The sequence below is a fragment of the Bradyrhizobium sp. LeoB3 genome, from assembly GCF_055456055.1.
On sequence record NZ_JBVBEF010000155.1, the window covers coordinates 1 to 11,145 of the forward strand.

The 11,145-nt window shown below is 60.4% G+C and carries 13 protein-coding genes and 1 pseudogene; 5 read left to right on the plus strand and 9 right to left on the minus strand.

Going from position 1 to position 11,145, the window contains the following annotated elements:
- Positions 1 to 427 precede the first annotated feature (427 nt).
- From ACZXDY_RS42500 to ACZXDY_RS42520, 5 genes are all read right to left on the minus strand, one after another.
- Positions 428 to 730 (minus strand): hypothetical protein, encoded by a 303-nt coding sequence (locus ACZXDY_RS42500; RefSeq protein WP_028169108.1) that lies wholly within the window; start codon positions 728 to 730, stop codon positions 428 to 430.
- A 13-nt stretch (positions 731 to 743) separates the two neighbouring features.
- Positions 744 to 866, minus strand: a complete 123-nt coding sequence (locus ACZXDY_RS42505; protein ID WP_283807058.1) for a hypothetical protein — start codon at positions 864 to 866, stop codon at positions 744 to 746.
- Between the two features lie 38 nt (positions 867 to 904).
- Positions 905 to 1,048 (minus strand): hypothetical protein, encoded by a 144-nt coding sequence (locus ACZXDY_RS42510; RefSeq protein ID WP_464349600.1) that lies wholly within the window; start codon positions 1,046 to 1,048, stop codon positions 905 to 907.
- A 199-nt stretch (positions 1,049 to 1,247) separates the two neighbouring features.
- Positions 1,248 to 1,544 (minus strand): hypothetical protein, encoded by a 297-nt coding sequence (locus ACZXDY_RS42515; RefSeq protein ID WP_464349601.1) that lies wholly within the window; start codon positions 1,542 to 1,544, stop codon positions 1,248 to 1,250.
- Positions 1,545 to 1,846: 302 nt separating this feature from the next.
- Positions 1,847 to 2,830: a hypothetical protein gene (locus ACZXDY_RS42520; protein ID WP_464349602.1), complete on the minus strand. Its 984-nt coding sequence runs from the start codon at positions 2,828 to 2,830 to the stop codon at positions 1,847 to 1,849.
- Between the two features lie 226 nt (positions 2,831 to 3,056).
- Between ACZXDY_RS42520 and ACZXDY_RS42525 the strand changes: the two genes are divergently transcribed.
- Entirely contained in the window at positions 3,057 to 3,266 is a 210-nt protein-coding gene (locus ACZXDY_RS42525; RefSeq protein ID WP_028169106.1) for a hypothetical protein, read from the plus strand.
- Positions 3,267 to 3,579: 313 nt separating this feature from the next.
- On the opposite strand, the pseudogene ACZXDY_RS42530 reads toward ACZXDY_RS42525, so the two are convergent.
- Positions 3,580 to 3,762 (minus strand): annotated as a pseudogene (locus ACZXDY_RS42530) (SOS response-associated peptidase); the annotation flags it as partial.
- A gap of 1,424 nt (positions 3,763 to 5,186) precedes the next feature.
- Here ACZXDY_RS42530 and ACZXDY_RS42535 point away from each other — a divergent pair.
- From ACZXDY_RS42535 to ACZXDY_RS42550, 4 genes are all read left to right on the plus strand, one after another.
- On the plus strand, positions 5,187 to 5,558 hold the full coding sequence (locus ACZXDY_RS42535; protein ID WP_155255650.1) for a helix-turn-helix domain-containing protein: 372 nt from the start codon (positions 5,187 to 5,189) through the stop codon (positions 5,556 to 5,558).
- 519 nt (positions 5,559 to 6,077) lie between these two features.
- Entirely contained in the window at positions 6,078 to 6,506 is a 429-nt protein-coding gene (locus ACZXDY_RS42540) for a hypothetical protein (protein ID WP_028169103.1), read from the plus strand.
- 706 nt (positions 6,507 to 7,212) lie between these two features.
- Positions 7,213 to 8,016: a YiiX/YebB-like N1pC/P60 family cysteine hydrolase gene (locus ACZXDY_RS42545; protein ID WP_051397335.1), complete on the plus strand. Its 804-nt coding sequence runs from the start codon at positions 7,213 to 7,215 to the stop codon at positions 8,014 to 8,016.
- A 51-nt stretch (positions 8,017 to 8,067) separates the two neighbouring features.
- Positions 8,068 to 8,325, plus strand: a complete 258-nt coding sequence (locus ACZXDY_RS42550) for a hypothetical protein (RefSeq protein WP_155255698.1) — start codon at positions 8,068 to 8,070, stop codon at positions 8,323 to 8,325.
- A 448-nt stretch (positions 8,326 to 8,773) separates the two neighbouring features.
- Here ACZXDY_RS42550 and ACZXDY_RS42555 read toward each other — a convergent pair whose 3' ends face one another.
- From ACZXDY_RS42555 to sodC, 3 genes are all read right to left on the minus strand, one after another.
- A complete protein-coding gene (locus tag ACZXDY_RS42555) occupies positions 8,774 to 9,238 on the minus strand; it encodes a copper chaperone PCu(A)C (protein ID WP_080664225.1) in 465 nt (154 codons plus the stop codon).
- A gap of 31 nt (positions 9,239 to 9,269) precedes the next feature.
- Positions 9,270 to 9,821, minus strand: coding sequence for a CopD family protein (locus ACZXDY_RS42560; RefSeq protein ID WP_349642733.1), 552 nt, complete (start codon positions 9,819 to 9,821; stop codon positions 9,270 to 9,272).
- Between the two features lie 255 nt (positions 9,822 to 10,076).
- The gene (sodC, locus tag ACZXDY_RS42565) at positions 10,077 to 10,610 is read right to left on the minus strand and encodes a superoxide dismutase family protein (protein ID WP_028169403.1); all 534 of its coding nucleotides are present in this window, start codon (positions 10,608 to 10,610) and stop codon (positions 10,077 to 10,079) included.
- Positions 10,611 to 11,145 lie beyond the last annotated feature (535 nt).

Genomic DNA, 11,145 nt, shown 5'->3' on the forward strand with positions numbered 1-11,145 from the left:
GGAATTGGCGCGACCGAAATAAGCAAGTCAATCAAGCAGCCTGAGTGACCCCTACGCGGCTCTCACCGGATGCTTACCCTGCCAGCGTTCCGTCAACAGTGCGGATGAATTTCCCGGTCGCCGACGTGCTGGTCTATTGAATCGAGAGCACCGCAATCGCGGCCATGATCGTCGAGGCAATGCCCGCCATCACGACGAGCGCGGTAAACAGACGGTCCTGCATGACGCCGCGCTTCCTAAGTTAGCTGCCCCGGCGCGACCGTGGGGGATCGGCACCGGGCGCGCTCCCTCTCACCCACCGGGGCTGGTGTCGCTGGGGTTCGATCAACGAGAGGTCGTACGAAAAGAAAAGCACAACCGCAGCGCGGATGTCAGTGCAGTTTGTCCGCAGCTACAAAAACATGCGCGACCGGCGGTCGCTCCTCGCCTACACCCAGCTTTCCACGAGCTGCGGCTGGTCGCCAGACGAGCGCGGCATGCAGTGCAGGCCTGCCGCCTCGAATGCATCGCGCAGCATCTTCAGCCCCTCGTTCGGCCCGACTGTCCGCAGCATCACGGTGCTCGGCTGCGGAGCCTCGCTGCCGCCAAAGACCTCGAACATGCGCGCGACGTAGCAGTCCGGAAATTCTGCAGGGCGGTCATAGATCGTCCACATCGGCAGGTGACCGCGCTGCTCCACCTCGCGCTGGTTTTGCAGGATGAACTCGACAACTTTCGAGATGTCACTCACGCTCGTGGCACCCTCAAAGTCCGATGATCTTGCCGGCGATGAAGCCGAGCACGCCGCCCCCAAAACCGGACAGCATCATCATGCCGGAACGCTGATGGCGCGTGGCGCGCACCGTCGCTAGGAGCGCCAGTCCCATGCCTCAGAATACGCCAACGGCCACCAGTTCGCGCATGATCAGAGCACGCGCTGTCCGTGGCGGTTCAATAAGCCCTCCAGCGGCGTCGGCACCTCGCCGCGCGCGGCGCAGCGCTGGCTCAGCTCGGCCACGATCTCCTCCGAGACATCGCGCGACCAGCCTTCCGCGGTGTTGAAGCACACGATCCGGACCGGGTTGCTGTACTTGGCCCTCCATCAGATGGCGGAGCAAGGTGGCGCGGTCGGCGTCGCCCTCGTCGGTCTCCCGCCACGCCCGGCCCAGCCGGTGGCCGAATTCATCCAGGACCAGATAGACGTCAATGGCGTCGGACGGCGGCACAATCGAAGGCGCGACACGCATACGCAATACTCCAGGCGACCATCAGAACTGATCCTGCACCCGTCGGTAGGCCGGATGCTGGATCCAGTGACTGCACGGGCCGGCACCATACCAGCGCCCGCCATGCTTGGACACGATGCCCTCCAGCTCCATCTTGCACGCCGCCTCGAATAGCTGTGGCCCGATCGCGCCCTGCTCGAAGTCGCTGAGGAAAATGCCGTCGACGCGGCGGGCCAGCAGGCCGCGCCAGGCTGGTCTTGCGCAGCGACAGCGGCAGTTTGCGCAGATCCTCGCCGCCTTCTGCCAGAATATCGAAGGCGTAGAACTGCACCTCGTCATCGTGCCGGCGCGAGTGCAGGCCATTGAAATCGGAGCGGCCGTCGACGCCGAGCAGCACGGCCTCGCCGTCGATGACGAAGGACGTGTTCCGGTTTCGCAGCGCGGCCTCCGCGAGCGCTACATGCGCTTCCGCGATCAGGTCGCGGTCGCCGAAGCGGGGCCGGCTGCGGGTCGTTCATGGCGGAAAAGAGGGCGCCTGATGGCGCCCTTTCTTCGTTCATCCGTCGCTGCGGTATCATACTATCTCCCGCCGCGCACGATGCAACCGCCGGGACTTCCATGTGGCAGAATCCCGCCGATGTTCACGACAGGATGGCGATCACCACCGCCGGGCAAACGACTTCGAAATCGCCGCTGGAGAAATCCAATTCCAGCCCGCCATGGCCGTATATCTCGTGCAGGATGCCGAAGCTCACCGAGAAAACCGCGACACCCTGCGGCGGCAGGATGAATTCGCGATAAGACACGTCATAATTGCCGGCGATCGCCGCCGACTCGTAATCCCCCGGATCGAAGAACCCGTCGGCAACCGCATGAGTCGTGTTCAACAACTGGTCCTGCGTCGATTGCGCGGGCGGAACCGTCGGCGGTTGGTTCCACCATTCAAAAACATCGAGAGAAGCATTGAGGCCGAACCCGGCCCAGTTCTCGGGCGCAACGCCGCCATCGGCCCAGGCGGCGCAGAATCCGTTCAGCGCCAGGTAGCTCTCGACATTCACCACCGCATAGGTGGACGCGGGATTGCGCCAGACGAACACGAAGTCCAGATCGTCCCAGCCATTCTCGCTATTCGGTGATGTCCATACGCCGCTGAGCCTTGCGGTATTGTTCCAGGGCTCCTTGTGCCACGCGTCAAGGCTGATGCCTGACGTCGGCAGGATGAGTGCGGGCGTATCCAGCACGACGAAATTGAAGTTGAACTGCGGCGCAGCGGCGCCGGCGACTTGGCGCCGTGCTGCCAGCCGGGCGCGCAGCGCGGCACCGATGGAGGGCATATCGGCGACCAGCGCGGATTTCTGCTGCTGGAATGCGCGGCGTGCTTCCTCGCGTGCGCGGGTGCACAGGGTTTCGAATTCGCGTGCGTCGTGGCTCATGGGGGCCAGCGCCGGCAGCAGGAATTTCTCGGTCAGCTTGCGCCGTTCGACATGTCTGTCATAGCGGAGCAGGCTGTTGCTTTGCCGCAAGGCGAGCTGCCTGCGCCGCTGCCCAACCCTGACGGCCAACTCCGCCTTCAGATTGGCTTCGTCGATCCCAGCAACTTTCAGATTGGCCTCGTCGATCAACATGGTGTCCTCCTGAAGGACCTGGTGTGGGTCATGCGGTTGGCTGGTCGGAGCCCTGGGCTGCAACGGGCCGCGTTAACGTCTTACGGAGTTGCGGAGCACAATCAGTTTTGCCACCGCCGTCGCAAGTGTAGCAGCAGCCTTCACAGCCCCCGCCACGCTCACGCACAGGTAGTATTACATCTCACCTGCTCGCCATGTGTGAAGCGGCTCACACGTTCCAGGAGGAATGACTGAGGTTTTGTGCCACACCCGGTTTTTGCAGCCAATTTACATCCGCGCGGCGTTGATCGCCGCGCTGATTGGATTCTTCCGCAGCCTGTTTTTGCTGTGCGAGCGCTGTCCGCGGACCATGTCTGTGATCTTGGCGTTCGTTCGCGGGCTGCTATCGAACGGCAGCGGCGCTAAGCTTAATATCGTTGGCGCTCCAAGCCTATAACCGCAAGCCGCAGCGGGCCCGATCGAACGACAAATCGGGCACAATCTGCACCTGACAAGGCCAACCATTCTGTGGTTAGTCCGGCGCGCCTTTCCGGACGGCTTTGTCCCAGCGGTTCGGCAGGCGTGGACACCCCGGCGCGGCTTTCGGACTGCGCCGGGGTGGCTCAACGCCGACGACCACCTGCTGAACATGCCGGTATGCCACAATAGGCCGGATGGTGGCCGCGCGGCCTTCGAAGGCAGGCACGGTTCGGTAAAGCCGGAGGGACGCCGCACGATCATTGGCCGAGGATAGCGAAGGCCATTGGTGGTCATGCTGCCGTCATGCGATCTTCCTTGTCGGCCCCGCGCATGATGATCCTGAGCGCATCATCCGGCAATGGCCGCAAGGTCTTGGCCTCGTCCCACGGCGCGCGCATCCAAACGTCCCGCTCTTCGTCGGTGGTCAAGATCATCGGCATCGCCTTGGGATGGATCGGCGCGACGATGGCGTTCGCTCAGCGACCAGAAGGCGTGAACACCTCCTTTGCATCGCTCAGCTTCCGCATGTAGTAGCCTTGCCTTTGAACCGCCGACTTGATCTCGTCACTGACTTTGAGAACCTTCTTCTTGGATTTGCGCCATCGCCCCGACTTGTGTGTGGGTATAGGAAGTCCCTTACTAAGGACGAGCAGATCTCGTCTTTCGCTTAAATAAACGTCAAACATGTGCCACCTCGAATTCATGAACCGGCGTTGTCTTCGGTCGCCGCACGATGTTGAGGGCAACGATCCGGTGCCTGTTGCAGCCAAGGCAACGGACTTCGAGACACTCGGATAGATTTACGCCGGAGCCGTGTTGCGCCGCCGCCGATCACCTTCTGGGAGGAAGGGGCGAAGGGATAACCCGTCGACCGGTGGTGCTGGGTGGCTGCAAAACTTTAGATCGGCCGGGCTGACGGCCATGCTGTACTGTTTCCCGGTCAGCCTGACGAATACCCGGTGATTGATGATCGAGGTGATGACACCGACCGATCGGTCGCCCCGGGCGCGGAAACAGACAACGCAGCGACCGATATCACCTTGCTTTGGAGCTACCATGGGCAAATCTCCCGAAATAGTCCCAGCAATTAAACCACAACCCAAACGGGTAACAAGTGCTAATTGTGCCAACTGCCTACACCCGTTCGGGTACAGAGCCGGAAGCCGGCGGTCGGTGTGGAAGTTGCCGCCCGCCCCGGGCGCGAATGTTCACCCCATCGACCACCCCTCATCGTTTTCAGGGTCCCTCCCGAAGCGCGACCAACCGGGGGGTCCACGCGACCGCACCACTTCAGCATATTTCGAGTTTTAATTTTTCGGGTTTCGTTTGCAACGAGCTGATCGATGACGCCTTGAAGGACTTGGGCGTGCTGCGCGCGGGAATCGCTCACGTCGCCTTAGTCAATAGTCTATCCGTGCTCGTCCGGAATTGAGCCCAAGGGGCCTAGCGTGGTTTGAGGGTAGCTCCCTTGGCGGAGTGCCCGTCTTGCGGATTTGTTTTGTGGTTTGGAAGACGGGGGATTCGGGCCGGGCGGCGCAGGACTGGCTCAACAAGGTGCGGCAGCCCGCGCGCGAGGTGAAGGTCGGCGACAGGATCGTGTTCGGTCCCCGGCTTCGGCAAGACCGAGCTCGTTGTCCTGAGCTTCGTCGGCTACTCCGAGAGCGGCAGCAAATACATGGGCAAGGACGGCGCGTGGCACAGCCACTTCGAAGTCAGCGGCCTGAACGCCAAGGGCGAGCGATTCGCCATCGGTGCGTTCGAAGACACTGCCATCAATGCACGTCGGCGGCGAGACCCTCGTCGCGCTGCGGGCGGAAGCCAAGGCTTACGAGGCAACTCTCACCAAGGCCGGAACGGTCCGGAAGAAAGGATAGAGGTCAGATAAGGAGATCGGCTTTTGAAAGGCGTGCAGAAACTTACCCCGGCGATGTTCGACAATATCCCTGCTCTGCTTGAGCAGGGCCTGAGCAAGACCCAGATCGCCGAGCAGTTCGGCGTCATGCTCAGCACGCTGGTGGTTCAGTGCTCGCGACGCGGCATCTCGTTGCGCAGGGGCGGTCGACTCGGTCGGCGCCGCACCCTGACCCTGCCTGAGGCTCCGCTGGATCTCAGCGACAAGACCATGGTCGGGTTGCGCAAAAAAGCGCGATCGATGGGCATCAATGAAGTGCGGCTGGCCAGAGATCTGCTGGAGACCATCGTCGCGGACGACCTCTACGACGCCGTGCTCGACCATTGCGAGGACTGGGCCAGCGACCCCCTGCCCTAAAGACATGATCGAAAGGAGCTGTGTGATTGTACGACGACGAGAACGCGATGGTCAGGGCGGTTAACCTTCAGCGCTGCAAGTCTCATAGTGCTGTCGGGGATCGGCTCGACAGTGCTCATGGCAGTCACGTTGTTCTCGTTCTGAGATCGAGCGCGCAGTTCAGCTGCCCGTCGTGATGGTGACCTGCTCGGGCGCTGGCGTGGCCGTCGTCTGCGCGCTGCCTGCCGCCGCCGTGACGCTGGCGCGCAGCGGCTGATCGAATTGGTGCAGCGCTGTGTGATCAGCAAGCCAAGAACCGGCACAATGCAGCCTCACGGCCCTCGAAGGCGGACATCATCGTCAAGTCGAATGTCCGAGAAGGGGTTGGAATCGGACGCGAGTTGCACTCTGGGAACTTTCCTACCATTTGGTTCCCCTACAGTTGCGCCCAGACAATGCCATGAATCTGAACAAGCCTGTCGCAGCTTCGCGCATCACGCAAAGCGATCAATCGGTTTGCTCGAACCCAAGGGTGGGGACATGAAGTCTGTGACGGGACTCCTTACGGCAATTTTTCTGATCTTAAACATGTCGGATGCAAGCTCTGCAGTACGGATCACGAATGATCGGGGTGGTCAGATCGGTACTTACGTAGTTAAGTATCATCGTCTGGCCTCAACCGGCGAATCTGTGATCATTGACGGCCTCTGTGCCTCCGCATGCACCATTGTCCTCAGCGAGCTTCCTCAAGACAAAATTTGTGTGACTTCGCGGGCGACGCTCGGCTTCCATGCCGCTTGGAATTACGGCCCCGACGGGCGCACCTTCACCGATCCCGAAGCGACGTTGATGCTATACGCGGCCTACCCGACGCCGGTACGCCGCTGGATCGCCCGTCAGGGCGGGCTGAAACGTCACATCATGTTTTTGAGTGGAAAACCTTTGCAGACGATGTATCGCCCGTGCTGACCACCGACCCGCACGTAGAATCAATCCTGCGCTGCTGCGACCCTTAGCGAGTTTTGAGCCGCGCCAAGATAATCCCGTCGGAGCGCGTCACCGCTAAGAGCGGACTGGCCGCAGTTTGGATTTGGGGTCCTTCGGGCCGAGGCGCGCGCGGGGTACGCGCAACCGCATTTATTGAGGATATCTGGTGCGAGAAAATCCGTGGTTGCAGCTACGGGGAGGCAACACGTCTGCTTAGGACACAAATCGAGATTGCGGTGCGTCCTACTCAATGTCCGCTATGCCCCCCATAGCGACCAAGTTCTTAAGAGGAGCGAAATGACGCGATAGGCCAAAATCCGAAATCAGCCCCAACGCCGAGCCGGTAGACGCGCCGTGCGTCTTCTGAGCCCCGCGGACGATTCGCTTTGTCGCTTGGCGGCGCCGACCTGCGAACGCACTGGGTGAACAACAGCGTCGCCCGCCTGATGGACCGATGTCGCTCGGTAGCCGCCGAGCGAGGTGCAACTTTCCCATCACTCGCAAGGGTGGTCGATCCTAAACCTCGGTATACCCGTCTCAGACAAATGTACGCACGGATCAACCCTCTCGTGCAATTGTCCAGTCCATCTCTCTATGATTACGCTTGGAGGGTGACTTGGGTAACCGAACGACAAAGCTGACTTGCAACTCCCATACGGGAAAACACCAAAAATTCGAGCGACGAGTGATGGGCTGGATGTTCGAGAACGTGGGACGTTTGATTGCTTGGCTGCAGAAGCCGGCCAACCACTGCGAGCCGCTCACCTCGAAGGATTCGACGGCCTTACGCGACACTCTTCGACCCGGTGACGTTTTGCTGGTCGAAGGCAAAGGTCGTATTTCCGGCGGCATCAAATATCTCACTCAATCGACCTGGTCGCATTCGGCGTTGTACGTCGGGCCGATAGCGGGCGCCGCAACCGAGGGCGAGCCCCACGTCCTGATCGAAGCCAATCTCGACGAAGGTGTCGTGTCGGCGCCCCTGTCGAAATATCTGCATTGTCGAACCCGCATCTGCCGGCCGGTTGGCCTGAGCGAAACCGACTGCGAAAAGGTTTGCCGCTACGCCTCTGAACGCATTGGCCTCGGCTACGATTTCAGGAACGTCATCGACCTGATGCGCTATCTATTCCCATGGCCGGTGGCGCCGCGTTGGCGCCGCCGAACGATCGCACTCGGCTCCGGTGATGCGAGCCGCATCATCTGTTCATCCCTGATTGCGCAAGCATTCGACGCCGTGCGTTATCCGATCCTGCCCAAGATCACGCGCATCGAAAGCCAGACGGCGCGGCGCGAAATCGCCGAGACCCGTCACTCGTCACTCTACGCGCCGCGCGACTTCGATATTTCGCCCTACTTCATGGTGGTGAAGCCCACGCTCGCGTTCGGCTTCAACTATAAAGACATGCAGTGGGCCGATCTTCTCCAGGTTCACACCACACAAGCCACGCTCGCTCCAGAGATAGAAGGCGCGATCGCGAGGGCGGCCTAGCCCAAATTTCCGCCGAGGCACTAAGTTGCGCAACGCTCACGGATGATTGACATGTCGAAGCCACGTCTACTACTGATCCATTGCTCAAGCGGTATCCGGCCGGGAGCAAAGTACCGGCAGCACGGCCGCAGCTTCCGACCTTTGGTTATTGATCGGGCGGCGCGAGCGAGTCCAGCGCTGAGCGAAAGCTCGTGGGAAGCTGCGCTTAACCCGATCAATCTTGGTTTCTTAATTTCCATTACCTTCTTGCAGGTGAGCATGACAATTCTTGATGCCTGGACTGATCCTGAAAACGACCAGCCAGATTGACGTGGTGCACCCGAGCCATCTGTTGCGGCCAGGTGGGTCACCGAAACTCCGCCTCCCGTATTATTCGTATCGACCCTGCTCCTCTACACCGCTAGTGAACCGGTTTCCGGGACAGTACGCCCAGGGTCAAATGTCCGTTCCGGGTCGATGCTGTCGAAAAAGTCGACAATTGAGGGGCTCCGAAAATGTCGCAAAGGTCAGGTTTTGGTTGTCTCGGTCGCCGCAAGCATCTCCAGGCTGTGTACGAAGGTCTGTGATCGTTTTGCTGCAATTCGATGTGGTCCCTCACATTGCTCCGCATGGGACGCACCAGTAGGGCTGACAAATTTCGTTCGTTGGCCAGAAAAGACTTTCGACAGCATCGGTCAAAATGCGACCTGGCGGGGAGCGCAGCTTGTGGCGCAAAGCGGACCTGAGCCGCACCGTTGGCTTCAATGCGGCGCTTCACTCAGCAACGAGCTAAGGTCGCGTTGGGGCAGTGCGACTGCCAGATTACGTCGCTTGCGGTAAGACGGGTTGGAGCATTGAATAACTCGCCTCCGTTCAGATCCATCATCATCAGATGGTAGCCGCCCGGCGCGAGCTTAACCGTCTTACCTGGCTCAATGGTGAGCCCCTTCTCGACCGGGCGCATCTTCATGACGCCGCCCTCCATCGACATTTCGTGGACCTGGACACTGCCCGCGACATCGGCGGATCCGCCGGTCAGTCGGTCCGGCGCGCTGCCCTTGTTTTTGATGGTGAAATAGCCGCCTCCGGTCTTCGCCCCCTTCGGCGTGGCGCGGCTCCAGGCCTGGCTGATGACGAGGTCGCCGGGCTTGACATCATCGGCACGCGCAGGTGGTGCGACCGAAAGATACGTGGCTAAGGCGGCGCTGGCGATCGACATCATTGTCAGTTTTCGGATTTGCATGGTGGTTACTCCTTGTTCCTTTTGTGATGTTTCATTGCGCGAGATGAATGGCGGGATGCAGCGTGCCGAGCACCCCGACCATGACAAAGATCGCGAGTCCGAGCGCGATCTCGATGAGCGTGTTGCGCCTCAGCGTGGAAAGCGCGGACGGATGTGCCACTTCTTTTGCGACCAAAGCGAGCCGCGGCGTCAGCCAGAGCCGGTTGACTGCAGCAAAGGCGACCATGATCGCAAAGGCGGCGATCTTGAGCAGCAACAGCCGCCCATAGTCGGTCACAAGCAGCGCGCGGAATGAGCCAACGAGGATCCACGCATTCACGAGTCCCGACACGATCAGGACAGCAACGCTGATCATACCGACGATCGAAAACTTGCTGATAGCGTCTAGCTGCAGTGGTCTCCATTCAGGTGCCGGACAGCGCCGGCCGACCTCAAATAGAATCGCAAGGCCGGCTCCAATCCAGGCCGACGCAGCGCAGAGATGCAGAACGTCGGCGGCGAGGTGTAGATTTCCCAATTCCCCCAACGTCGATCCGGCATGGCCGGTCCAGGCTATCGCCGCAACTAGGGCTGAAGCAGCCAACGATCTTCGGGCTCAAGCGCCAATTCGAGGATGGCCAGTCGGGCGCAACGGACCTACTAGGGAGCCGACGTCGCCTTAGGGCACGAGCGTCGTCCTCTACAATAGACGGCTGCCCGTCAACTTCCGCTATGCTTTGTTAGCGACCGAGATCGAGCGGCGGTGCAATATGTCGCGAAGGGCCATTTCCGGACTCATGCACCGCAGCGAGGGATTATTTGACGATCTCGTTGGCCAGCGCGAGCAGCATTAGCAGCTCTACTTGGCAACGCCGCAAGCGATGCGCGCGCCGCCACCACCCAAGGGCGCTGGCTGGTCGGAGTAATTATCGCCGCCCGCGTGGATCATAATGGCGCGCCCCTTAACGTCGGCCACAGTGAGGTGCGGCACTACCACGGCCTCCGTGGCCTTGCCGCTAGCATCGACGGTCAGCACGGGCATGTCGCCCTTGTGGCCCCCCTCGCCATACGGTCCGAGGTGTTTGCCAGTGTTGGCTGGGTCATAATGGTCACCCGCCGTCATGCCGGCCGCTGGCTGGCCATTCGGTCCAGGGCCCGGGCCACAATTCGGATTAACGTGGGCATGGAATCCATGGTCGCCCGGCGGTAGACCGACCAGCTGTGGCGTGATCTGTAAGCCTGTTTGGGTGTCGGACAAAACAAGCGTGCCGATCTCCTTGCCGACGCCGTTGGCATCGATTGCGTTCATGGTAATCGTCTCGCTAGCGGCATAAGCAGCACTCGCACCAGTTACTATGGTCGCGGCAGCCAGCGTCACAACGTTGGATCTCATCTGAGCCTCCCGTTTCGGGATCGAGTATCGTAGCGAGTTAAATTAGCACATTGAAAGTGGCCGAGTGTGGTCGAGCGGAGGTAGCTCCACGGCCCCCGCTGATGTCGCATAGGGTCAAAATGCGAAGAACTCAGAGTGAGCAAATCTAGTCCGCTACGCCCCACTAAGCGGACCTCAATGAGGGCTGCCGCCACTTCGCTGATGGGCCGATGCTGTCGAAAAAGTCCCAAACTGCCTTACGGCTATTTTCTGCCGAAAGACGAAACACGCGACGATTTGCTCGTCCATATGCCCCTGAGGCCAATTGCCGAGGTCACTGGCGAGTTCATCGCTTTATAATGCTTCCCCCCACACAATTGTAGGATCACCGCACCTGCGGCTCGGAAAGTTTGCGTTAGTGATGCAAAAAGACTTTTTCGACAGCATCGGCCATAACCGGAAGCCAGCTCAATCTGTTACTTGGCGATCAGAACGCCATCGTGCCAACGCGGGGAACGGCTAGTCCATCAGCCGTCAGCACTGTTCGCTATCGATC

Excerpts from the sequence above, each read along its gene's own strand:
- ACZXDY_RS42505 (WP_283807058.1), bottom strand. The coding sequence starts at position 866 with ATGGGACTGGCGCTCCTAGCGACGGTGCGCGCCACGCGCCATCAGCGT.
- ACZXDY_RS42515 (WP_464349601.1), bottom strand. The coding sequence starts at position 1,544 with ATGACGAGGTGCAGTTCTACGCCTTCGATATTCTGGCAGAAGGCGGCG.
- ACZXDY_RS42520 (WP_464349602.1), bottom strand. The coding sequence starts at position 2,830 with ATGTTGATCGACGAGGCCAATCTGAAAGTTGCTGGGATCGACGAAGCC.
- ACZXDY_RS42525 (WP_028169106.1), top strand. The coding sequence starts at position 3,057 with ATGACTGAGGTTTTGTGCCACACCCGGTTTTTGCAGCCAATTTACATC.
- ACZXDY_RS42540 (WP_028169103.1), top strand. The coding sequence starts at position 6,078 with ATGAAGTCTGTGACGGGACTCCTTACGGCAATTTTTCTGATCTTAAAC.
- ACZXDY_RS42545 (WP_051397335.1), top strand. The coding sequence starts at position 7,213 with ATGGGCTGGATGTTCGAGAACGTGGGACGTTTGATTGCTTGGCTGCAG.
- ACZXDY_RS42550 (WP_155255698.1), top strand. The coding sequence starts at position 8,068 with ATGTCGAAGCCACGTCTACTACTGATCCATTGCTCAAGCGGTATCCGG.
- ACZXDY_RS42555 (WP_080664225.1), bottom strand. The coding sequence starts at position 9,238 with ATGCAAATCCGAAAACTGACAATGATGTCGATCGCCAGCGCCGCCTTA.
- sodC (WP_028169403.1), bottom strand. The coding sequence starts at position 10,610 with ATGAGATCCAACGTTGTGACGCTGGCTGCCGCGACCATAGTAACTGGT.